The following is a 24,193-nucleotide window of genomic DNA, read 5'->3' as shown; positions in this document are numbered from 1 at the left end:
TATGGCAGATATGTTAACGATAGGTTCCCAGGCGGCCAATACCTATAAACAGGCTCTGGACGTCACCAGTCATAACGTCGCCAATGTTTCGACCGAAGGCTATTCTCGTCAGAGAGCGGAAATCAGTAGCAATACGCCATCTCTGATAGGTGCTTCCTTTAACGGTGGTGGTTCGACGGTAGATTCGATTCTGCGCATCCAATCCGACTATATCCAGACGCAACTCAATTCCAGTAATTCTGCTGTCGAGCGTTACGATCAGCAGCTTTCACTGGCTACTCAGGTTGAAGGGGTGATCGCCAGTAACGATGAAGGTGTGCAGGAATTCATGCAGCGGTTTTTTGACGGCCTGCAGAATGTCGCTAATAATCCGACCTCGCAGACCAGTCGCCAGATGCTGCTGGACGAAGCGGGGAATCTGGAAACGCATATCGGAAATTTGGCTTCGGTACTGGATGATACCGAGGAGCAGATTAATAGCCAAATCAGTGGCCTAATGACAGAAATTAACGATCGTCTGGACACCATCCAGCAGATCAACGAGGAAGTCGAGCGTGCGTTGAATACCGGTACGCAGCCGCCGAACGATCTGCTTGATCAGCGTGATCAGGCAATCCTTGAACTCAGCGGTTATATCGATATCAAGACTTTTCCTCAGGAAGACGGCGGTCTGGATATCTTCACTTCTCCCGGCAATCTTCCGCTTTTGGCCGATAACCATAAAACCTATATTATGGCCGACCTGAGTCCTTATCAGGATGACAGACGGATGGAAATCTATATGTCGATCGGTGGTCAGAAGCAGATGATCAGTGACCGGATTTCCGGTGGCCAATTGGGTGCGGTTCTGGATGTGCGTGAAAATCTATTGGATCAGGCTCAGAATGAATTGGGCTTGACGCTTAACGGTTTCGTCGCCGCCATTAATTGGCAGCATTATCAGGGGTATGATCTGGAAGGTGATGCCGGAGGGGATTTCTTTCAGAGTTTGTCGGCAACAGCCATGTCAGCCAAGGGAAATATTGAAGACGGTAGCGGAATAACGGTGACGTTTAATCCGGACACCACGGCTCTGACGGGGCTGAACGGTACGCCTCCATATACGGCAGCCACTCAACCGGATACTTATGGCGAAAAAGAGGCTTATCTGCAGCAGGCTCTAAGTGAAATAGGCCAGATGCAGGCACGTGACTACGAAATTCGCGCCAATGGAACCGGTTACGAGTTCTTTGACTATAAAACCGGTGCACAGATTACGCCAGATGCCGTGAATGGCGATGTTTACAAGGTTGATGGACTGGAATTCGATTTCAGCGGGCAAACCAATAACGACGGCGATAAGTTTTTAGTTAAACCTCATCAGGAGATGCTGGAACAGTTCACCACGATTTTGCAGAATCCGAATGATGTCGCTGCTCGAGGACAGTCTCCTGTCGATACCGGGGTCGCAGGTCTGGACGATGAAACGCCGGCACCTGCCGCTTACGGTGATAATGTCAATATGGCGAACATGGCCAGCTTCGCTTCGCAGAAAATTCTGCTTTCCGACGAAAACGGCGAGGCTACGCTGAATATTCTTGGCGGCTATTCGAGTATGGCGTCCAACGTCGGGATGTATGTCCGCGGTACGGAAATTCAATTGACCGCGCAGCAGAATGTGTACAACCAGATTATGAATCAACGCGAGTCGCTCTCGGGGGTCAGTCTTGATGAAGAAGCGGCGAACTTGATCCGTTTCCAGCAGGCCTATGAAGCGTCGGCACAGATTATTTCCACTTCGCAGTCGATTTTTCAGACGCTGCTGAGTGTAGTAAGAGGATAGTATCATGCGTATCTCAACCAACCTGTTTCATAGTCAGGGGCTAAATTCGATTCAGAATCATCAGCAAAATGTCCTGGATGCACAGTTGCAGTTGAGCACAGGGAAAAAAATCAATGCGCCAAGTGACGATCCAGTCGGCTTGAGTCAGGTGCATGCGTTGAACCGTACGATGAATACCATTGATCAGTACGCGGAAAATGGCGCTTATGCGAAAAATCAATTGGCTCAGGAAGAGACTGCGATTACCGACAGTATTGAATCTTTGCAGCGTGTTCGCGAACTTTCGATTCAGATGTTGAACGGAACCTATTCGGCGGAAAACCGTCAGCAGACAGCAGAAGAAATTGATCAGATTATCAAACAGCAGCTGAGCATGATGAATTACCGGAATTCGGACGGCGAATTGCTTTTTGCCGGTAACAGCGTCAACCAGCAGGCGGCATTTATCGAAGATCCGAACAACCCCGGATATTATGCTTATATCGGCAGTCCGCAAGGGGTTGCGGCGGCAGCGACACCGGAGCAGGCAGCAGAATATAATCTGGCCAATTACGGAGCCCGTTTCGTTCAAATCGGTTTTGACGATGACAACCGTCTGGGAGCGGACGATCAGGGGGATGCTGCACGAGTTCGAATTACCGATAACGGTGGCAAAGTTTTCCAGGTCGACGGAAATTCCACACCTGCCGGAGTTGATGCGAATATCCTCAATAGTCTGATTGTTTTGAGAGACAGCCTGCTTGCCGGAGATCCGCCTCCGGAAGCGGTTGTGAATGATATCGACTCTTCTCTGGATCAACTGAACACGGTCAGAGCGGAGATCGGTGGTCGTCAGAACCGTATTGAGACCCAATATAATGCCGGCGAAAGCTTCAAGCTCTCTTTGGAAGAGCGTCGAATGGAGCTAGAAGAGACTGATGTCGTTCAAGGCGTAACGGATTTGACGAAAAGTCAAAATGCGCTGCAAATGGCGCAACAGGTCTTTACTAAAGTCAATGGCATGTCGTTATTTGATTATCTGAGATAATTGGTATAGCTTTTGCTGAAATCATAACCATTCTGTAGAGGGGTTGTGAACATGGCAAAAGCGTCAAATTTCTGGTTACTGGCTGTCGGTGGTTTTTTGCTGCTGACGGCTTCTTACGCTTCTTCCATGCACAATTGGCTGCAGCAGGCAGGACATTCCTCCGATTTTTCTGGCGCTCCGGTCGCCGGCACTTTTTCTAATACCTCCACGGTTGACCCTGTATCGTCACAGAAAGCAAATCTTGTTACGCCCAATGCACTCCCTCAAGAGCGACATAAATCAAATTCATCTTATCCGTCCCTGAATAACGAGACGCTTTCTCAAAGCGATGAAACCGACGAACTGTCCACACAGAGTGCTGTCGCCTTATCCGAGAAGACGGGCTTTTCTCAGGCGTTGTGGCCCTGGCTGTCTCTATCTTTGATGCAGAATGCTTCGGGATTGACAGTGGAAAAACCGGCGTCTACCCATTCCGCTATTGCCTCGGCAAAAAGCTCGTCTTCAACCGTCGATACCGAACAAACCGCCAGTCAGGTCCATTCTGAGATCGTTAAAGAAGATCGGATTGAAGCAGTTGAATATGACGACGAGATTATTATTGAATTTCCCGAAGCGCTGGCAACGACGACCAGAATGAAAAAGGCGATCAGCCATTTGCTTTTATCGGGAAATCCGGCAGGGGACAGTGACCTGCAGAATGTTCAGAAATTCGATTTATCCATTAAGCCTTATTACTACAACCGTATTCTGGATAAGTCGCAGCACTCGATTCGCTATCCGGCACAAGCTTATGAGTACGCCAAGATACTGTTGGCCGAACATGCCTACTGGGTTGACGATCAAGGGGACAAGTATCTGCATGTTCAGATTCCTCTGAGCGATACGCCGATGGCGAAAATTACTGAAGAATTCAACTCGCGCGATGAGATGGCCAGACTTGACCGTTACCGGAACTGGGCGCAGTATTATGCTTTGCGCTATAAGGTGCCTTATGATCTGGTAATGGCGATTATGCGGGTTGAGAGTGCCTTTAACCCCAAGGCGCGAAGCCGCTCCAATGCGATCGGGTTAATGCAGATCAAAGCCGGCTCGGCCGGCAGGGATGTGTACGAGTTGATCGACGGCAAAATGCAGTTGCCAACCGAGTCCGAGTTGTTTGACGAGCAGAATAATATCCGTATCGGTACTGCTTATCTGGGGCTTTTACATGATTTGTATTTTAAAGAAGTGAAAGACCCCAAGAATCGTGAACTCCTAGTGATATCTGCTTATAATGCTGGATTAAATACGGTGCTTAAACTGTTTGCCAATAACCCGCAGCGGGCGATGGAGGAGATTAATCAGCTTTCGCCACAGCAGCTGTACCAAACTTTGCGCTATCAGCATACTTCGGAAGAAGCACGGCAGTATCTGGACAAGGTGTTATCGGCACGACAGAAAAACAATCAAGTATAGAAGGACAGCGATGTGAGCGACTGGCAAGGGAAGCAGGTTTTAATTACAGGTGCGGACGGGTTTATCGGCTCCCACTTGACCGAGCAGCTGGTGCAAGCGGGGGCCAAGGTGAGAGCTCTGGCCATCTATAACTCTTTTAACAGCTGGGGCTGGCTGGACCATTCGCCTTACAAGGATCAGATTGAGGTGGTGAGCGGTGATGTTCGCGATCCGTTTTTCTGTAAGCAGATTACCAAAGATTGTCACACCGTATTTCATCTGGCGGCTTTGATTGCGATTCCCTATTCTTATGTCGCACCGAATTCCTATGTCGAAACCAATATTAACGGAACTTTGAATATTGCCCAAGCGTGTCTCGAAAACGGTGTCGAGCGCTTAATGCATACCTCGACATCGGAAGTTTATGGGACTGCGCAATATGTACCGATTGACGAGAAGCATCCTCTGCAGCCTCAGTCTCCATACAGCGCCAGTAAGATCGGTGCCGATTCGATGGCAATGTCCTACTACAACGCCTTCGAGTTACCGGTTTGTATTGCGCGTCCATTCAATACCTACGGCCCGAGACAATCGGCACGCGCGGTTATCCCGACGATTATCACCCAGATTGCTAATGGCAAAAAACAGATTCAGCTTGGCGATACCTCTCCGACACGCGATTTTAATTATGTCACGGATACCTGTCAGGGCATGATGGCGATTGCCGCTTCCGACAAAACGGTTGGGCAGACGGTCAATATCGGTTCCAATTTTGAAATTTCCGTGCAGGATACTTTGCTGTTAATCAAGGAACTGATGGGCAGTGACGTCGAGTTCGTTACCGATGAACAGCGCTTGAGACCGAAGGATTCCGAAGTTTTCCGCCTGTGGTGCGATAACACCTTGATCAAAGAGCTGACCGGTTTTACCCCACAACAGGATATCCGTTCCGGTCTGCAAAAAACCATCGATTGGTTTACACAACCCGACAACCTGAAACAGTATAAAGCGGATATTTATAATGTCTGAGTTTGCCTCGATTATCGAGACCGTGCGCAGCCACTATGGCGATGGTTTTGTGCCTCTGCATGCGCCATGCTTTCAGGGCGAGGAAAAAACCAAGCTGATCGACTGCATTGACTCGACCTTTGTTTCTTCGGTTGGTAAGTATGTTGATGAGTTCGAGCGGCAAATAGCACAATTTACCGGAGCAAAATATGCGGTGGCGGTGGTCAACGGAACGCTTGGACTGATGCTGGCGATGCGGGTTGCCGGTATTCAGTCTGGAGATCTGGTTTTGACCCAGTCTCTGAGTTTTGTCGCTACCGCCAATGCGATTTCAATGCTTGGCGCCGAACCGCTGTTTCTGGACGTCGACAGTTCTTCCTTAGGGATGAGCGCCAGCGGTTTGGAAGACTTCCTGGCGACGCAAACCGAACATAAAAACGGCCATTTAATTCATAAAGCTTCCGGAAAACCTATCCGTGGTTGTGTGCCTATGCATACCTTGGGTTTTGCGTGTGAGATCGATGCTATCGCCATGCTCTGCCAGAAATACGGCATTGCTTTGATTGAAGATGCGGCGGAGAGTCTCGGGTCATTTTATAAAGGCAAGCATACCGGGACTTTTGGCGAGATCGGCGTTTTCAGTTTTAACGGCAACAAAATTCTGACCACTGGCGGCGGAGGAATGCTGGTAACAGACAATGAACGCCTGGCAAAAGAGGCCAAGCACCTCAGTACGACGGCCAAAAAACCGCACGCCTGGTTGTTTGAACACGATGAAATCGCCTATAACCTCCGTATGCCGAACTTGAATGCCGCTTTGGGGGTAGCTCAGCTTCAGCAGTTGCCGGAGTTCCTGAAGGAAAAGCGCAAGCTGGCAGACTTTTATCAGGGAGCATTTTCTGACAGTCGAGGATTTGGTTTTCTTGTCGAACCGGACAATACGCAAGCTAATTACTGGCTGAATGCCATTACATTCGATCAATCGGAGTCAGCACAGGCGTTTTTGGCGGACTCCAATGCCCAGGATATCCAGACGCGCCCATTGTGGACGCCGATGCATCAGTTGGATATCTATCGTCACTCTTTTAAAACAGATTTGCCAATAACTGAAAGTCTGGCTTCCAGAGTGGTGAATTTACCGAGCGGGGTTCTTTGTCGTGAGTGATAGAACGCCTCTTTTATTGATCGGCGGCGGGGGGCATTGTCGCAGTTGCATTGATGTGATTGAAGCCGACGGCGTTTATAAAGTTCAGGGGGTTGTCGAAGCGGACGGTGCAACGGCCGACAGCAAAACGCCTTATCCGCTTATTGGTTTCGATTCCGAACTGCCGGCATTGATCGAACAATTCCCGCATTGTCTGATTACCGTAGGCCAGATCAAGTCCGCCAAAATAAGACAGACCCTTTTCGAAAAGCTGCAAAGACTGGGCGCCATTCTGCCGACGATTATCTCGCCAACGGCCTATGTTTCCAGTTCCGCCGAATTAGGCTCGGGAACCATTGTAATGCATCAAGCACTGGTCAATGCCTATGTAAAGGTCGGGGCGAATAGCATTATCAATTCTCAGGCATTGATCGAGCATGATGTCATTATCGGCGACCACTGTCATATTGCCACGGGAGCCAAAGTAAATGGCGGCGTCGTACTTGGAAACAGCTGTTTTATCGGCAGCGGAGCGGTATTGAAACAGGGGATTGCTCTGGCCGATAAGGTGGTGATCGGTGCCAACAGTACGGTCCTGAAAGATATTACCGAGCCCGGTACTTATACAGGAACGATTAAATGAGCGTGTTTATTATTGCTGAAGCCGGCGTCAATCATAACGGCTCTCTCGAGACGGCCAAAGCACTTGTCGATGCTGCAGTAGAGGCCGGTGCGGATGCAGTCAAGTTCCAGACCTTCAAAGCCCATAATCTGGTGACTGAGTCGGCCGAGCAGGCGGCTTATCAAACCGAAAATACCGGTGTCAAAGAGAGCCAGTTTTCAATGCTGCAACGTTTGGAGCTTGATGAAAGTGCTCATCGTGAATTACTCGATTACTGTGCTGAAAAAAATATTGAGTTCATGTCGACGCCTTTCGATGCCGAAAGCGTTGAATTATTGAATCGCTTGGGAATGAAACGCTGGAAAATCCCATCAGGCGAAGTGCTTTCAGTACCTTATCTGCGGCAAATCGCCAAGTTGAACCAGCCGACGATTCTTTCGACCGGCATGAGTGACCTGGATGAAGTTGCGTTTGCCGTTAAAACCTTGCTTGAAGCGGGTTTGGCAGCAGATAAATTGAGTGTTTTACATGCCAATACCGCCTATCCAACCCCTTTCCCAGACGTTAATTTACGGGCCATGCAGACTTTGCAACAGGCCTTGAATCTACCGGTCGGCCTGTCAGATCATTCTTTAGGCATTGAAGTGCCGATTGCTGCAGTCGCGCTGGGCGCCCGCGTGATCGAAAAACACTTTACGCTGGATAAGCATATGCCCGGTCCGGATCACAAAGCCAGCTTGGAACCGGATGAATTGAAGGCCATGGTCACTGCTATTCGGCATGTCGAACAGGCTTTAGGTTCCGGGTTAAAGGAGCCTTCTGCATCCGAACAGGCAAACATCGCCATTGTCCGTAAGCGCATTGTCGCCAAGCGACCGATTTCTAGCGGCGAACCGTTTTCTGCGGACAATTGCGATATCAAACGTTCCTCTTCGGGTGAATTTGCTCAGGCTTGGGACAAGGTGATGGACGCGGTTGCGCAAAAAGATTATCACGCAGGCGAAGGAATTGAATTGTGAGTCGTAAACGCATTGCATTGTTGACGACCAGCCGGGCTGATTACGGTTTGCTCAAGCCGCTCTGGCTCGAGTTGCAGAAGACGGATTTTGATCCGTTTATGATCGCGACCGGTGCGCACCTCATGCCTTCTCAGGGACGCACTCTGCAGCAGATTGAGGATGATCGGGTCGAGCCGCTGGAAACGGTGGATCTGGAAGTGAGCGGCGACTCTGAAACCGACCTGTGCCGGGCGATGGGAACGGGTATGGTTAAATTTTCTCTGCTCTTTGAAAAGCTTAAGCCGGATCTCCTTGTCGTTCTGGGGGACCGGTTCGAGTTACTGCCTGCCTGTAACAGTGCTTTGATCCATAAAATTCCTATTGCCCATCTGCACGGTGGGGAAGCGACCTTTGGCCTGATTGATGAAGCGATACGACACAGTGTCACGAAAATGGCATCTCTGCATTTTGTTGCCCATGAAGCCTATCGCCGGAGGGTCCTGCAGATGGGAGAGTCGCCGGATAGAGTGTGGAATGTCGGGGCGATAGGGTTGGATAACTTCAGGCGTTTTTCCGCTTGGAGTCGGCAGGAACTGGAGCAAAAGACCGGGCTGGATTTCAGTCAACCGGTTTTACTGGTGACTTTTCATCCGGTGACTTTAGACTCGTATGAGGAAGCGGAAGCGCAGGCTGACGAAGTGGTCTCCGCTTTGGAGGAATTACCTTATCAGGTTTTGGCGACGCTACCGAATGCGGATACCGGCGGACAGCAAATCGAGAAGCGATTGCTTTCAGCCATTGAGCGTTATCCGCAGAGATTCAAACTGGTATCGAGTTTAGGCATGAAAGGCTATATGTCTGCGATGCAGCATTCAGCGGCGATGGTGGGGAATTCTTCCAGCGGTATTTTGGAGGCGGCCAGTTTTCGTCTGCCGGTGGTGAATATCGGCGATCGCCAGGCCGGTCGAATTCAGGCTGAGAATGTACTTCAAGTCGATTGCGAGCGGGAAAAAATTCAGGCGGCGGTACAGACGGCGCTTTCCGAAGGTTTTCTTTCCTGCCTTCGGGCCATGGAAAATCCGTATGGGAAGGGGCGGGCTGCCGAAAAAATCGTTGCTCAATTGCTTCAGGTAAATTTAAACGATAAAAGCCGGCTTTTAAAAAAACGCTTTTATGATCTGCCGGAATCATGTTTTAAGGAGTAGGCGTGAGAATTGTATTGATTGGCGCAGTGGATTTTTCCAGGCACTGCCTAGAACTTTTGCTGACCATGCAAGCCGAGGTCGCAGGCGTGGTTACGACCAGTCGGCCGGAGGCGTATTCCGATTTTGCCGATCTGCTTCCTCTGACGGACGCCAACGCCATTCCTGCGATCACAACCGACAATATTAATTCAGACGATATCTTGCAATGGATTTCTGAGCGGAAGCCGGAAGTGATTTTCTGTTTCGGTTGGTCACAGCTCATTAGAGAGCCTTTGCTGGAACTGGCACCGAAAGGAGTCATTGGTGCGCATCCGGCATTGATTCCCCGCAACCGTGGCCGTCATCCATTGATATGGGCCAAGGCTCTGGGGCTTAAAACGTCGGGGCTGACTTTCTTTCAAATGGATCAGGGGGCGGATTCCGGTCCCATCGTTTCGCAAAAAAACTTTGAAATTCTTTTTACCGATACCGCATTTGATCTCTATCAAAAAATTAAAAAAATGGCCGAACGGCAATTGCCGGAAGTGGTACAAAGCTTGCAAGATCCTGATTTCCGAGCACAGCGGCAGGACCTGACGCAGAGCAATCTCTGGCGTAAACGCAGTCGTCTGGATGGCATAATCGACTGGCGGATGTCCAGCGAAGCCATTATCAATCTGATTCGCGCTTTAACACGTCCGTATCCCGGAGCGACTTTTTCGCATTCGGGAGAAGAATTTATTCTGTGGGCGGCAGAACCTTATCCGGTAAGCGGTCGAGAATCTTGGGCCGCTTTGGATCATGAACCGGGAAAATGCGTTTGGCTACAGGAAACCAACGGTAAAGTGCGACCGATTATCAGAACTTATGACGGCTATATTCTTCTGACCGAATGGCAGGGGAATTTGCGGATTCAACCAGAACAATATTTAGATTAGAGATTATGAAAGAAAAAGACGTTGTGTTAGTTATTGCTCCGCATCCGGATGATGAAACTCTGGGCTGCGGCGGCGCGCTCCTTAAGCACAAAGCGAAAGGAGATGAGGTTCACTGGTTGATTGTTACGGAAATGCGCGAAGACCTGGGGTTCGCGCCGGAAAAACAGCAGCAGAGGCAAGCGGAGATCGAAGCCGCGGCTAAAGCTTACGGATTTGCGCAAACACATCATCTCGGCTGGCCGGTAATGCAACTGGATCTGGTACCCATGTCGGATCTTGTGACCTCTATCGCTCAGGTTGTTCAGGAAATCGGCGCGACAACGCTTTATCTGCCATATCGTGGCGATGCGCATTCCGATCATGCTTATGTGTTTGACGCGGCGGTTGCTTGTAGCAAATCGTTTCGTTACCCGAGCGTCAAAAGAGTTCGAGTCTATGAAACTCTGTCGGAAACCAATTTCGGTTTGAACACTCAGGATTCGGGATTCCAGCCGAATCTTTTTATCGATATCAGTGACCATTTGGAAGGCAAAATCGACATTATGCGAATTTTTGCTTCCGAGATGGCCCCACACCCTTTTCCGAGAAGTGAAGTGTCTATTCGTGCCTTGGCTAGCTTACGTGGCTCGCAAGTTGCTTGTATGGCAGCAGAGAGTTTTATGCAGTTAAAAGATATCCAATAGCCAGAGTGAATAGACATTAATGAAATCGATCGCTTTTATCCCCGCCCGAGGCGGATCAAAACGCTTTCCCAAAAAAAATATTGCTTTGCTGAATGGTAAGCCGCTTGTGGCCTGGACGATCGAAGCCGCCATCGAATCGGGTGTCTTCGACAAAATTGTGGTCTCAAGTGATGACCCGGAAATTTTACGGGTCGCCAAGGAGTATGGGCGCGATCGGGTTTCGTTGCATCAGCGTTCCGATGCGCTTTCCGGCGATAAGATAACTGCGCCGCAGGTCTTGGGCCAGCTGCTTCTTGAGTTGGCCGAGGAAGGGGAAAACTTCGCGCAGTGTTGTCTGTTGTTGCCGACCTGTCCTTTTCGTTCGGCTCAGGATATTCGGGACGCGCATCAGTTGCTGACCGAAGAGTACGATTCGGTTATCTCGATGAAGACCAGTCCGACGGTTCCCGATTTTATTTTTAAGGCGGATGACTGTATGACGGCGGAACCTCTGGTTAAAGATACTATGGTGGTTCATGGTAAAACGCGCAGTCAGGATTACCCCGATATGTACTATCCAAACGGTGCGATTTATTCAGCCTGGACGGAAGTATTTTTGAAAGAAAACAGTTTTTACAGCAGCCATTTCAGAATTCTCCCGATGCCGGAATTCCGTTCGGTGGATATCGATATAGAAGAAGATCTGATTTATGCGCATGCGATTTACGAACGTTTTTTAAAACCAAAAGATTGAAATTGAAGGAGTGTCTGAATGGTTGCAATGGAGATGATGGAAAAGGCCGATCAGGTTTTAGAAGATGCTTTGAATCTCTGGTGGTTGAGACCGGAAAACGCATTGGCGCTGGCTTCTTATGTGGTTCATGGTGTGGATTTGAAGCCGACACAAGGACAGAAAGCGGCAGATTTTGCCTGTGGCGACGGAGTGAATACTTTTTTCAAATGCGGAGGCCGTTTTGCTCCTGAATTCGATCTGTTTCTAGCCGGGATCGGCTCTCAGTCGACCAAAGATGTTGCGGCGAAAAATGTCGATCTGTTTGATCATTATGACGAGCAGTACTTTCCGAAGGTGAATGTAAAGCCGGAGGTTTACTATGCAGTCGGAACCGATCATAAGCAAAATCTGCTTAAAAAGGCGCAGCATTTGGATTTCTACGAGGCGCTGCATTTGGCGGATTTAAGAGACAATGTGCAAGCGATTGCAAGCCACAGTCTGGATAAGATTTATTGCAATAGCCTGTACTGGGTTGCCGAAACCGACGTGGCTTTAAAGCAGATGCAGGACAAATTGAAGCCAGACGGTGAAATGATTATTGACGTTTTCACAACCGAGAAAAAGCAGTTGGACTTTGGCAAGATGTTCCCATCAACCTCATCCGAATGGCAGGAGATGTTGAATCGCGGGCGACAGGCGACGAATCCTGGCTTAAGATCGGAAGAAGGCTGGCGAGAATTATTTGAAGCGGCCGGTTTGGAAGTTGTCGAGCAACGAAATATTTTCCCTGCATCGATCGCGCATATCTGGAATCTCGGATTAAGACCGATTTTCCCTATGCTGAATAAAATGGCGGCTTCGATCAGCCCGCAAAATCGCCAAGAGATTAAAGCCGAATGGGTTGGTGTATTCAAAGAGTTGTTATTTCCGGTTTTAATGGCTCCCGAAGCTTTCAGTCAGGATCAAGCCAAGTACCGTTTGCAGTTTGTACTTAAAGCGGCGCGCTGAATAAGAAGGACGCGGGATGTTTGAATTCAGAGATTATCAGGATCTAAAGTCCGAGAAACCAATTTTTTTGCCGGAGGTTGGAACCTTTTTTAACCAGGATCAGAATCAGGCACACGCACTGGTTGAGTCATTGGTTAATATGGGCGTCGAGTGTATCAAGGGAGAGATTCTTCATACTGCCGATGTCGCTCTGGATGCAGACTTCCAGGCGAGTTATTACGACAAAAATGCGCAGGCGTTTAAACAGGAAAACTACCGTCGGCTGATCGAGCGCAAGATCGTTTCTTTTGCACAGTATGAAGCGATGTTTTCCTATCCGACCTCCAAGGGATTGCATCTGGTCTTTTCTGTCTATGATATTGAAGGAGCGGATTTCGCCCGTTCGATCGGCGCAAAGGCAATAAAGGTGGCTTCTTCGAATCTGGTTCATCAGCCGTTGATCCAATATCTCGCACAATCCGGAATCCCGACCATTATTGATACTGGTAAGGCGCATTTTTATGAAATCGCCCGCGCGGTCGAGTGGTTCCGACAGGCGGGAGGCCGGGATATGCTGATTGAGCACAGCCCTGTCGCACCGCCGGCTCCGCCGAGCGAACAGTATTTATCCATGCTGCCAATTCTGCAGGAAACTTTTAATTGTCCGGTCGGTTTGTCAGATCATTATGACGGGAATGAGATGTTGCTGGCAGCGGTTCCTTTAGGCGCTTCGATACTGGAAAAAGGCGTTATGTTTCAATCCATGCAGGGAGAGCAGGATACGGCTCATGCAATGACGGTTGAAGAGGTGCCGCAAGTGCTCAAACAGATTGCGGCCATTTCCGAAGCGACCAGGTACGGTATGCGACCGGCTCCGCAGGCAACGCATGCCGCCCGAATGGGGGTTGTTGCAAAATGCGACTTGCAACCGGGAGAAAAATTAACGCTGGATAAAGCCCAATTCGCTTGGCCGGCTTTGGGAATTCCGGTTGAGCACTGGGAGTTGGTTGCCGGCAGAAAACTTCGCCAGGAGCTCAAGTTAGGTCAACCCATCGAGTGGCATATGTTGGACTAGGTTTGGTTGTGTGTTTAATAACGACTTCATCATGCGGGAATTAGAGAAGAATGCATAAACTTCCGGCTTTTTTAGATCATCGGCATGGCGCGGAAGGCTTCCAGCCGCTCTCAATAGAGCACAGGAGATTTTTGCAGGGTCTGTTGGGTTTAGATGAAGTTGATTTAGAGGTTTTACCGAGCAGTTATCAGTTTCCTTTGGGTTTTTTTCGGGCAAAACCTACAGAACAGAAAAATTGGCAGGACTTTTATAAGGTCTTACCGGCTGCGGCATTCGAGTTGGAAAAACATTCGGCTCATTTTGAAGAGCTGTTGTTGCAGGCAGGACTGTGTTCTCGACAAATGTCCGTTTACCGGCAACAGGATTATTGCATCTGTCGTCTGCCTTATCTTGAGTTGCTGCCGTTTGAATTAAACCCTCAGACGGCCAGCAAGTTAGGTCGACACCTTGCTGCAGTTCATAACTGTCTGGCACAGGAGTTAAACCAGAGCAAGCGCGAAACGGTACGTTTGCAATGGCAGAAGCGTTTATACGATTTTGAAGAGAGCTGGCGGGAATTTCGTGATCGGAAACTTGCGGAATTCTGGGAAATGATTGGTTGCCGAACGGATTCCAAATCAGAGCCGAGAAATTTCGTTGGCGAATTTGAGAAGAGGCTGCAGTTACTGCATTTTGATCTGGCCCAGGCTCAGGTTGTGCACGGCGATTTAAATCCCGGTAATGTCCTTCTGGCCGGTGAAAACGGCACGCCGTTACTGATTGATTTTGAAAACAGTCATTACAGTTATCTGCCCAGAATAATGGATGTGGCCATGCTGGTTCATCGAGTTTTTCTGCCATTGAGAGATGAGGATACTGAAAACTGGGCGTCGTCAGTAGCCGCTTTTTTTCAGGCGTATGGCATACTGGATAGCCCGATGAGCTTGGCTGAGGCGATGATCGCCTGTTGCGTTCGTTCGCAGTGTGTTCTAATTGAACGATATGTCGTTTCGGGATACTGGCTGCAGAGTGAATGGCAAAAATTTGAGCATTTAATTCAACAAGTTGAAACGGATGTCGATAGCCTGAATAGGTTGATGAGATAGGATCGTAAACCATGAAGCTTTATTCTGATTTTAAGCAGATTACCCTTTGTATCGGCGCCTCCATACGAGAGGCGATGGCTCTGCTGGACCGTTACGCTATGCAGATTGTTTTGGTGACCGATCAAAACGGTGTCCTGCAAGGGGTCATGACCGATGGCGACATCCGTCGAGCTTTGCTGTCCGGCAGTACTCTGGATTCTCCGGTCGAAGAAGCGATTAATCTTCGCCCAGCGACCGGATCGGATCAGCTGAATATGATGGGCTGGGTTCAGATTATGAAACGCGCCCGTTGCCGGCATCTGCCGATTATCGATAGAGACGGTAAGCTGGTACAGTTGGTTTACGACAAAGTCATGCCGTACAGTAACCAGCCGAATTCGGTGGTGCTGATGCTTGGCGGCCAGGGAATGCGGTTGCGGCCCTTGACAGAAGATACGCCAAAGCCTTTGCTGAAAGTCGGTGGCAAGCCGATTCTGGAAACGATTCTGGAGCGTTTTATCGAACAGGGATTTAGCCATTTCTATTTCTGCATTAATTATCTCGGACACCAGATTCAGGATTATTTCGGTCATGGTGAGAAATGGGGGGTTGAGATTGACTATATCAAGGAAGAGCAGCGTCTTGGAACGGCGGGTGCTTTGAGCCTTATCGATAAAGAAGTGACCGACGATTTGATTGTGATGAATGGCGATCTTCTGACCAAAGTCGATTTTACCGCTCTGCTTGAATCGCATCGCAGTAATGAAAGCGATATCACCGTCTGTGTGCGTGAATACTCGCAGCAGGTTCCGTATGGCGTCGTGGAAATTGAAGATGAGACGGTTCAGCAGATTGTCGAAAAACCGATCTATCGTTATTTCGTCAATGCCGGTATTTATGTGTTGTCACCGAAACAGATTGCCGCAATTCCCTATAACGAATTTTACGACATGCCGACATTGCTGGATGAATTGACGCTTGATCCTGCCGCGAAAGTCGGTGCGTTTCCGATTACAGAATATTGGAAAGATATCGGCCATCTTCCGGATTTTGAACAGGCACAAGTGGATTACGAGGTGCACTTTACACCTCTGAATCATTAATAAACAAAGATCAGAAAAAAGCGCAAAAACAGAAGAGGGTATTATGGATTTTAATTTGGGGCCATTGAGCCAGAATAAATATGGTGACTCCTACTACGAGTCATTAAATGGCCTGTCGTTTACCAAAAAATCTTCGGAAATGGTCTTTGAAAAAGAGTTCGCCGATCTGGTTCTCCAGAAAGATGTATTAAATGTCTTTGTCGGATCGGACTCTGGTCTGTTGTATGAATATCTTAAAAATCATCCGGAGTTACCGGAAAGCACATCCTACGTTTTTATCGAATTGCCGGAAGTCATTGAAAGCCGGGAATTGAATGATATTGAAGAAAAATCAATTTTTGTTGTTCCCAGTGATTATGATCTGGCACTTTTAGCTGTTTCGCATATGAACTATGTCGTACAGCAAAGAGTGCGTCTGGTACGCTCGATCGGTGTTCTGGATTCTCAACCGGAAAGCATTATGCGCGCTTTGTGGACTTCGGTTGAGGAACGCTACAATAAGTTCATATCCAAAGAATTGATCTCTCTGAATTCAAAGCCTTTTATTGACGCGCAACTGAATAATCTTGCCGACAATAACGTTCCTTTTATCAACCTAAGACAGGCTCTTGAAGGTACTACGGCTTTAATTCTGGGGGGCGGTCCGACATTGGATCAGTCTATCGAATGGATTAGAGAAAACCGGGAAGGAATGGTTATTTTTTCGGCGGCCCGTATCGCGCGTAGATTGGCCAAAGAGGGGATTACTCCGGATTTCTTTATCTCGGTTGATCCGCATGATGTCAGCTTCGATAACTCAAAAGGTATTTTTCAGTTTGCCGATCAGTCGGTTTTGCTCAATTCCTACCATATCAATTCCGCTATTCTTTCCCAGTGGTCGGGACTTAAAGCTTATACGGGGGCGAAATTTCCCTGGTTAACCAAGGGCGAAGAGAATCTTAATGCGCCTGGGCCGAATGTTATCAATACCGCGCTCCATCTGGCGTTTGAATTAGGCTGCGAGAATTTTATTTTTTCCGGTGTAGATCTCTGCTTTCCCGGCGGTCAAGCATATGAGTCCAGCAGTGATGAAGCTCAGATCGGGGGGACCTTTATGTTCTCCGATCTGCAGAAGGTGAAAAACAATGCCGGTAAGTGGGTCAGTACACAACCGCGTTATGCAATCAGTCGGGATACGATCGAGCAGCAGGTTAAACACTACAAAGGACAGAATGCGGAATTGAATTTTCTTCATTTAAGTCTCGATGCCGCTTATATAGAAGGGGTAAGTTATATTCCTCAGGAAAGCATCTCTTTTACCGATACCGAGCAGACTTTGGCATTAATGAGTGAGTTACGCACACAGTTAAGCCTTTCTCCAGAGGAAGTGTTGAAGCACCTGCAATCAACGAAAAAGCAGATTGAAAAACAAAAACGACGTTTTCTGGATTTGATAAACGAAGCGAAACAAGCCGTCAAGTTTATCCCTAAGCTGTACAGCGACGGGCAAGAGGATTCGAAAATTGTTAAGAAAGTCCTTAAAGCCAAAAATAAAGTCAATAAATTGATCGGTGAAGACGGAGATACTCTTTTTCACTATGATTACAGCTCGTTCACAGGCAGTTTTCAGCATGTTTCCGACGAAACGAACATGTCGCAGGAAGAGGTCAGCGAACAGCTGCACTCGTTTTTCAATGGTGTGCAACAGGCGACCGAAAGGTTTCTGGAACAGATCAGATTATCGGAGCAGCGTCTGCAATTAAGAGAAAGAGAATTAAAGACTCGGCAAAATCTGTCACCGCTCTTTAGCGAGTGGGAAAAGCTGAACCAGTTTGGCCGGGCTCTATGTTGGCAGAATTGGCACGGAGTGCCTGAGCAAGATGAAGATAGATTGATTATTGAAGAATCAATTGGCCTGTTTAGGGATGTTCTGCAAGTTAAAGAAACCAAGCAAGTGGCGAACCTGAAAAAAAGAAGCACCAATCTTAAGTCTTTGTATCAACGGATAGAAAAAGCCTACCGAGATCGAGATTCACAAGAGTTATACGATTCATTGGATTTCATGTCTAAACAGGAATGGCCTGAGCAGGAAACGTCATTGAAGCTTGATATCGCGAGAATTGCCGAAGCGATGTGGATGGAACTGAATAATCAAGAGGCGGAGGCCTTGCTCCGTTATCAGAGTGTTGTTACGCCATTCCTGCGCCACAATGCACTGAAATTTGCATTGGGTATTTCAACAAGACAAGCCGATCACAGTTCGACATTGAATATTCTCGAACAATTGTGTCATTTCTCATTAGAGTATATGGTTCCGTATGCCGACATGCTGGATTTAATGGGCAGTAAAGAGGCGGCAAGCGGTGTACTTGAAATGTATCTGCAAAAACATCCGCAAGATGCTCAGACACAATTGAAGCAGGTACAGCACCTGATTGATTTGCAACGTTTTGATCAGGCTCGCCAGCGTCTTGAATCTTTCAGTCGTGAAGAGGCGGCATCCGCATACCAGAAAACCTTGGCCGGTCTGGCGGCTCAATTACCTTAAACACTCTGATTTTCCTGTGTACAAAAGCGGCTATAGGCCGCTTTTTTTATTTTTTTAAAAAAAATCTAAAGTTTTTTTGTTTGAGTCGTTAACCCTATTGAAGGCAAGAAATGTCTCAGCTTAAAAAAGCAAACAAATAAAAATAATAGTTACAAACACACACAGAATCTCACACAAGGAGAAATATCATGGCAATGGTAATCAACACAAATATGGCTTCCCTGAACGCGGTACGTATTCTGGATACAACTTCAAAAGATCAGTCAACTTCTATGGAACGTTTGACTTCAGGGTTGCGAATTAATAAAGCAGCTGATGATGCTGCGAACTTAGCGGTAACGACCAAAATGACCACGCAGATTCGTGGTACGGATCAGGCGATTCGTAATGCGAATGACGGTATCAGCTTGTCACAGACTATGGATGGTGCCATGGAAGAAGTGGTTAATATGATGCAGCGTATGCGTGAGTTGGGTGTTCAGGCATTGAACGGAACCTATTCCGATGAAAACCGCTTTCAGATGGATACAGAGTACAAACAGTTGGCGGCTGAAATTTCTCGAGTTGGATTGACAACTGCATTCAATGACAAAAAATTGATGAATGGTTCAAATGATACTTTCAGCGTCCATGTTGGTTGGCAAGTAGGATCAGCGAATCAAATTAAAGTTTCTACCTACAATGTTGATGCGTTGGGAAGTAGTCTTGGTACTCTTACTCTTAGCACTGCATCGAAAGCTTCAACTGCCATTACTTCAATCGATACCAAATTGGGGTCAATCAATGAATTCCGTGCGAAATGGGGTGCGGTTCAGAATCGACTTGAAAGCACCGTTTCCAACTTGGCAAACGTTAACGAAAACATGAACGCAGCGCGTTCAAGAACGCTGGATGCAGACTTCGCTTCCGAATCTGCCAACCTGGCAAGAACACAGGTTCTGCAGCAAGCGGGTATGAGCATGCTTAGCCAGGCTAATCAACAGTCACAAAATGTACTGCAGTTGCTGCAATAATTGGTAAAGCGGCCAGGTGGATCCACTTTACAGAACTGAATTTGGGGTAACCCAAAAAGAATCTGCCACCTAGTTGGCGGATAACAAAATAGTTAGCAAGCCGACTAGGGCACGACTAACAAAGTTGAAAAAGGAGATATATCATGGCAATGGTAATCAATACAAATATGGCCGCCATCAATGCGACTCGTATTTTGGATAAAACTACGGTTGAACAATCTACTTCGATGGAGCGTTTGACTTCTGGTTTGGAAATTAACGGCGCAAAAGATAATGCGGCAGGTCTGGCAATCGCTACCGGTATGACCTCGCAGATTAGAGGTACTGACCAAGCGATCCGTAATGCTAACGATGGTATCAGTTTGGCACAAACTATGGATGGATCCATGGAAGAAGTGGTCAATATGATGCAGCGTATGCGTGAGTTGGGTGTTCAGGCATTGAACGGTACTTATTCGGATGAGAACCGTGCACAGATGAACACCGAGTACTCTCAGCTTGCGGCTGAAATCAAACGTGTTGGTGAAACAACCAGCTTTAATGATAAAAACTTGTTGAATGGCTCGGCTACTCAATTCAGCGTACACGTCGGATGGCAAGTCGGTTCGGCAAACCAAGTAAAACTATCGACCTATGATGCATTGACTTTGGGGTCTGATCTTGGTGGATTGACCATTTCAACAGCAACAGCCGCTTCGACTGCAATCACTTCGATTGATACCAAATTGGGATCAATCAATGAATTCCGTGCAAAATGGGGTGCGGTACAAAACCGTCTAGAAAGTACAGTTTCTAACTTGGCTAACGTTAATGAAAACATGAACGCGGCGCGCTCACGTATTCAAGACGCTGACTTCGCTAAGGAATCTGCAAACCTAGCACGTACCCAGGTTCTACAGCAGGCCGGTATGAGCATGTTGAGTCAGGCTAACTCTAACTCGCAAAACGTTCTGTCACTGCTCCGATAATATCAGGGCATGATTGAGTAGGAGGTGATCATGGATATTACATCAATGACATCATCTCCCGCTCAGTCAGTGAATAAACTGACAGGGCAGGAGAAGTCTAATACACCTGACCCGGTTGTTAATTCAGCCACCTCAGTTTCTGAGGTAAAAGAAGTCTCTCAGGAAGAGTTAGTTGCTCAAGCGGAAAGCCTTAACCGGCTGATGAGCAAGCTTCAACAATCCGTTACTTTCAGTGTCGATCAGGGATCTGATTCAACAGTGGTTCAAGTAGTGGATAAGGCAACGGATGAGTTGATTAGACAAATTCCTTCCGAAGATGCTTTAAGGATGCTCCATCAGCTTCAAGCATACTTAGAAGGGGTTAACCAAACGGGAGCTCCGTCTGAAGGTTTGACAGGTAGCTTAATCAATGAAATCATATAAACAATAAGGTTTTTTACAGGAGGCATCCGATGGCAGAAGGTTACGGTATTTCACCACTGCGTTCTGAGTCTGTCTATGTCTCTAAAACCTTGAGTGAGCAGGCGAATACCAATACTCGGAGTTCGTCTGTTTCACAATCCCCGGAACAGCTTGTCGGGGGGCAAACGGCTCAAGTGACTGACGATGTGCAAACAAAATCGGATGTTGCGGCCAAGAATTTACAAGTTGTTGATGGCGGTTCCCAGAAAGTCGATGCGAATCTGGAAAGAATCAATCAGCAGCTGGAAAAACTGCAGAATTATCTGCGTTTTGAAAAAGATGAATCATCGCAGAAAATGGTGATTATAATTAAGAATAACGAAACCGACGAAGTGATCAGACAGATTCCGTCCGAAGCGTTCTTAAATATCTCCAAGAATATTTCAGATTATCTGGCGTTACAGAAGCAGAATTCTGAAACCTCTCAATTTCCAACAGGTTTGCTGACAGATGAGCAGGCCTGAGTAACCAGTTCCCTTGTGTGTTTAGCGGTCTTTATGGCCGCTTTTTTTATTTAAAGTTTTGACTTTTCCTGCCGATAATACAAATATAAGTAAGATGATTGTTTTGATTGGGCTGACTGATCGAAAGAAAGCCTAAGGAGTCCTGAAATGGCAAATGAAATTGGTACTACGCTCTTAAACTCCCTGACTAATAGCACCTTTGATATTGGTAATATGTCAAAAGTTTTGGCTGAAGCGGAAGTTGCTGGCCCGAAAGCGATTTTGGAGAGTAATCGGGATAAAACCAATACCGAATTAAACGCTTTGACCTATCTGCAGTCGAATGTTTCGGCGTTTAAAACCTATTTGCAGGATCTTTCGAATCCGGACACCTTTATGCAGTCGGCTGTTTCGTCTTCGAATGATGCCGTTGTCTCCGGTACGGTCACCGGCTCTGTTGTGAGCGGGAGCTATCAGATTGAAGCGAGACAACTTGCTCAGGCCAACACTCAGGTCGCGAATAAAATATACAGCTCTGCTTCGGATACCATTTCATCCGGAACCCTGAGCATTTCGATTGCCGGCAGCACGCACAATATTACCGTCGATGCGACCAATAACACCTTGGAAGGGTTGCAGAAAACCATCAACAGCGGTGATTACGGTGTCAATGCTTCGATTATCAATACCGGAAACGGTTATCAGTTGATGTTTACCTCGCAGAATACCGGTGCGGCCAATGAGATGCAGATCTCCGGTCTGGCCGATTTTGATACCAATGGGTTAACGACGACCTCCGTCGCTCAGGATGCGATTATGGTGGTGAACGGTCTGGCGGTAACCAGTTCAACCAACCAGTTCGATGAAGTGATTCCAGGAATGCAGATTGACCTTAAATCGGCGCAACCGGGAACGGTTAATACTTTGTCCGTCAATCAGGATACGAATTCGGTGGTTGAATCGATACAGTCTTTTGTCGATGTCTACAATCAGTTGGATACTATTCTTGACGAGTTGGGTTCTTACGAATCCTTGACCTCGGATCAGCAGGACTCCGAAGAGTATGAGTACTGGGGCGATTTGGCCGGATCTTCTTTGCTACGCCAGGTACGCAGTGAACTGCAAACTTCTTTGCGTGGTACTCTGGATCAGATTAATTCGCCTTATAACAGTCTGTCGGTAATCGGTCTCAGTATCGATCTTGAAGGTCAGATGAGTTTTGATCAGGCGCGCTTTGAGGAAGTGGCCGCTTCGAACCTGGATGCACTGAAATCGTTGTTTTCCAAAGGCGGGTCTTCGGACGACCCTCTGGTTAATGTATTAAGCGGTAATGACCGTACACAAGCAGGTTCTTATACTTTGGATATTACCCAATTGGCCGATCGTGCAACGGTGGCTTCCGGTGCGGTAAGCGCCGGAACGGATCAGCAGGTTGCTTCCGGTCAAGTGTATGATCAGCAAGCTGTTTTAACGTTGGATGCGAATGCCGGGTTTACCATGACCACCGGTGCTTCGGGCAGTCAAATCATTGATTTCAGCAGTATTGCCGGTGATTATGCAAGCAAAGACGATTTGGTGGCGGCAATGCAAGGCGTGGTCGATACTGCGTTTGGAGCCAGTGTGGTTAGTCTGTCGTACGATTCGACGCAATCGCGCTTTGAATTCAATGCCGCAGCGGGTCAGGGTTCGGTTTCACTTTCGAATGTTACCGGCCTCTCCAATCAAGGCTTCACGCAGACCGATTACACCGGTGAAAATTTGATTAATCTGGCAGCAGACGGTAGTTTTGATTTTGTGATCGATGACGCTAACAGTTCTACTTTAACGATTGCTGCCGGGGACTATACACTTTCCGAGCTGGCGGGACGTATTCAATCGGGAATCAATAACAATGCCGAAGTTCAAGCGGTAGGCGCATCGGTATCGGTTTCGACCGAAGGTGGGATTCTCAATATCAGTTCCAGCCGTTTTGGGGCTTTTTCCAATATTGATCTAAGCAACTTCTCCGGTCTGGCGAACGCTGGTTTTGCCGATGGAAGCGCGATTGCGGATGTGGGTCAGAATGTTGACGGTACAATTACCACCGCGACCGGTACGCTGAATATCGGGGCCTATGCCTCTTCTGAAGATGGTCGTCGGATCAATATTTCCGATTATGCGGTTATCGGAACCGAGCCGGCAGAAGTGCGCGGCTTGCAATTTGAAGTACTTGGCGGGGCAACAGGTGCTCGCGGTTCGATTAACTTTACCCAGGGCTTTGCAAGTCGCATGGAAGAGGTAATCAATAATCTTTTTGAAGATGAAAACGGTCTGGTATCTCAGCGAATTGACAGCTTGAACGATAAAAATACACAGTACGACGAGAAACAAGAAAAGATTGATGCACGTTATGAACGACTTTTAATGAAATATCAACTTCAGTTTTCTGCTTTGCAGTCGATACTTTCCAGTGCAGAGCAAACAAGAAATTATCTGACGGCGACGTTTAACAGTGGCAACGATAATTAATTGAATGGGAATGCTCAATATATAAGAAAAACATAAGGGAGTTTAAGATGAGTTATGCAGCACAAAATAAAATGGCGCAACAATACGCGAAGAATTTTGTTGAAACAGCCGTTTCGGAAGCGACCCCGCATAAGCTGGTCGATATGCTGTATTCCGGCGCAATTAAAAACCTAAAGCTGGCAAAACTTTTTATTGAACAGAAGCAGTTTGCCAAAAAAGCGGAATTTTCCAATAAGGCTCTGGCAATTATCAGCAGCCTAAAGGATGGCGTGGATTTGGAAAGAGGTGGAGATGTTGCCGAGAATCTGTTTTCTCTGTATGACTATTGCCATAGAACGGTTTTTGAAGCGACGGCTAAGAATGATATTGCCAAGATTGACGAGGTAATTGAGCATATTTCCGGTCTTCAAGGCGCCTGGCAGCAGATGCCGGAAGAGATCAAGCGTGCTTCGAAAGATCAGTTGCAGTAAT

The 24,193-nt window shown here is 47.6% G+C and carries 22 protein-coding genes; all 22 read left to right on the top strand.

The features are described from left to right. The first annotated feature begins 1 nt into the window (after position 1). Positions 2-1,822 carry a flagellar hook-associated protein FlgK gene (gene flgK / locus HQN79_RS08360; protein WP_173285530.1) on the top strand — a complete coding sequence of 607 codons (1,821 nt, stop codon included), beginning with the start codon at positions 2-4 and terminating at the stop codon, positions 1,820-1,822. Between the two features lie 4 nt (positions 1,823-1,826). Beyond that, positions 1,827-2,849 (top strand): flagellar hook-associated protein FlgL, encoded by a 1,023-nt coding sequence (gene flgL, locus HQN79_RS08355; RefSeq protein WP_173285528.1) that lies wholly within the window; start codon positions 1,827-1,829, stop codon positions 2,847-2,849. Between the two features lie 51 nt (positions 2,850-2,900). Next, positions 2,901-4,304, top strand: a complete 1,404-nt coding sequence (locus HQN79_RS08350) for a murein transglycosylase domain-containing protein (RefSeq protein ID WP_173285526.1) — start codon at positions 2,901-2,903, stop codon at positions 4,302-4,304. 12 nt (positions 4,305-4,316) lie between these two features. Then, complete coding sequence (locus tag HQN79_RS08345) at positions 4,317-5,312, top strand: NAD-dependent 4,6-dehydratase LegB (protein ID WP_173285524.1); 996 nt, start codon at positions 4,317-4,319, stop codon at positions 5,310-5,312. Then, positions 5,305-6,456 (top strand): LegC family aminotransferase, encoded by a 1,152-nt coding sequence (locus tag HQN79_RS08340; protein ID WP_173285522.1) that lies wholly within the window; start codon positions 5,305-5,307, stop codon positions 6,454-6,456. The genes HQN79_RS08345 and HQN79_RS08340 overlap by 8 nt, the downstream gene beginning before the upstream one ends. Next, complete coding sequence (locus HQN79_RS08335; protein WP_173285520.1) at positions 6,449-7,078, top strand: acetyltransferase; 630 nt, start codon at positions 6,449-6,451, stop codon at positions 7,076-7,078. Before HQN79_RS08340 ends, HQN79_RS08335 begins: the two co-directional genes overlap by 8 nt. Beyond that, the gene (neuB, locus tag HQN79_RS08330; RefSeq protein ID WP_173285518.1) at positions 7,075-8,076 is read left to right on the top strand and encodes an N-acetylneuraminate synthase; all 1,002 of its coding nucleotides are present in this window, start codon (positions 7,075-7,077) and stop codon (positions 8,074-8,076) included. The genes HQN79_RS08335 and neuB overlap by 4 nt, the downstream gene beginning before the upstream one ends. Further along, positions 8,073-9,260, top strand: a complete 1,188-nt coding sequence (gene neuC / locus HQN79_RS08325; protein ID WP_173285516.1) for a UDP-N-acetylglucosamine 2-epimerase — start codon at positions 8,073-8,075, stop codon at positions 9,258-9,260. Before neuB ends, neuC begins: the two co-directional genes overlap by 4 nt. A 2-nt stretch (positions 9,261-9,262) precedes the next feature. Further along, positions 9,263-10,177 carry a formyltransferase family protein gene (locus HQN79_RS08320; RefSeq protein ID WP_173285514.1) on the top strand — a complete coding sequence of 305 codons (915 nt, stop codon included), beginning with the start codon at positions 9,263-9,265 and terminating at the stop codon, positions 10,175-10,177. A 23-nt stretch (positions 10,178-10,200) separates the two neighbouring features. Then, entirely contained in the window at positions 10,201-10,860 is a 660-nt protein-coding gene (locus HQN79_RS08315; RefSeq protein ID WP_238843340.1) for a PIG-L deacetylase family protein, read from the top strand. Positions 10,861-10,879: 19 nt separating this feature from the next. Further along, on the top strand, positions 10,880-11,593 hold the full coding sequence (locus HQN79_RS08310; RefSeq protein WP_173285509.1) for an acylneuraminate cytidylyltransferase family protein: 714 nt from the start codon (positions 10,880-10,882) through the stop codon (positions 11,591-11,593). 18 nt (positions 11,594-11,611) lie between these two features. After that, positions 11,612-12,580, top strand: a complete 969-nt coding sequence (locus tag HQN79_RS08305; protein ID WP_173285507.1) for a class I SAM-dependent methyltransferase — start codon at positions 11,612-11,614, stop codon at positions 12,578-12,580. 16 nt (positions 12,581-12,596) lie between these two features. Continuing rightward, entirely contained in the window at positions 12,597-13,634 is a 1,038-nt protein-coding gene (locus tag HQN79_RS08300; protein ID WP_173285505.1) for an N-acetylneuraminate synthase family protein, read from the top strand. 50 nt (positions 13,635-13,684) lie between these two features. Then, positions 13,685-14,719: a phosphotransferase gene (locus tag HQN79_RS08295; protein WP_173285503.1), complete on the top strand. Its 1,035-nt coding sequence runs from the start codon at positions 13,685-13,687 to the stop codon at positions 14,717-14,719. A gap of 11 nt (positions 14,720-14,730) precedes the next feature. Then, positions 14,731-15,801 carry a nucleotidyltransferase family protein gene (locus tag HQN79_RS08290; protein ID WP_173285501.1) on the top strand — a complete coding sequence of 357 codons (1,071 nt, stop codon included), beginning with the start codon at positions 14,731-14,733 and terminating at the stop codon, positions 15,799-15,801. Between the two features lie 43 nt (positions 15,802-15,844). Further along, a complete protein-coding gene (locus HQN79_RS08285; RefSeq protein ID WP_173285499.1) occupies positions 15,845-18,328 on the top strand; it encodes a motility associated factor glycosyltransferase family protein in 2,484 nt (827 codons plus the stop codon). Between the two features lie 188 nt (positions 18,329-18,516). After that, positions 18,517-19,341 carry a flagellin N-terminal helical domain-containing protein gene (locus HQN79_RS08280; RefSeq protein WP_173285497.1) on the top strand — a complete coding sequence of 275 codons (825 nt, stop codon included), beginning with the start codon at positions 18,517-18,519 and terminating at the stop codon, positions 19,339-19,341. A gap of 143 nt (positions 19,342-19,484) precedes the next feature. After that, on the top strand, positions 19,485-20,309 hold the full coding sequence (locus tag HQN79_RS08275) for a flagellin N-terminal helical domain-containing protein (protein ID WP_173285495.1): 825 nt from the start codon (positions 19,485-19,487) through the stop codon (positions 20,307-20,309). Positions 20,310-20,339: 30 nt separating this feature from the next. After that, positions 20,340-20,732, top strand: coding sequence for a flagellar protein FlaG (locus tag HQN79_RS08270; RefSeq protein WP_173285492.1), 393 nt, complete (start codon positions 20,340-20,342; stop codon positions 20,730-20,732). A 29-nt stretch (positions 20,733-20,761) separates the two neighbouring features. Then, positions 20,762-21,235: a flagellar protein FlaG gene (locus tag HQN79_RS08265; protein WP_173285490.1), complete on the top strand. Its 474-nt coding sequence runs from the start codon at positions 20,762-20,764 to the stop codon at positions 21,233-21,235. A 147-nt stretch (positions 21,236-21,382) separates the two neighbouring features. Continuing rightward, positions 21,383-23,722 carry a flagellar filament capping protein FliD gene (gene fliD / locus HQN79_RS08260; RefSeq protein WP_173285488.1) on the top strand — a complete coding sequence of 780 codons (2,340 nt, stop codon included), beginning with the start codon at positions 21,383-21,385 and terminating at the stop codon, positions 23,720-23,722. Positions 23,723-23,769: 47 nt separating this feature from the next. Continuing rightward, on the top strand, positions 23,770-24,192 hold the full coding sequence (gene fliS / locus HQN79_RS08255) for a flagellar export chaperone FliS (protein ID WP_173285486.1): 423 nt from the start codon (positions 23,770-23,772) through the stop codon (positions 24,190-24,192). The last annotated feature ends 1 nt before the right edge of the window (position 24,193 follow it).

Source organism: Thiomicrorhabdus xiamenensis, assembly GCF_013282625.1.
Taxonomy (GTDB): Bacteria; Pseudomonadota; Gammaproteobacteria; order Thiomicrospirales; family Thiomicrospiraceae; genus Thiomicrorhabdus; species Thiomicrorhabdus xiamenensis.
Note: the sequence above shows the minus strand (reverse complement) of the source record. Positions and strands in the feature narration are given on the sequence as shown.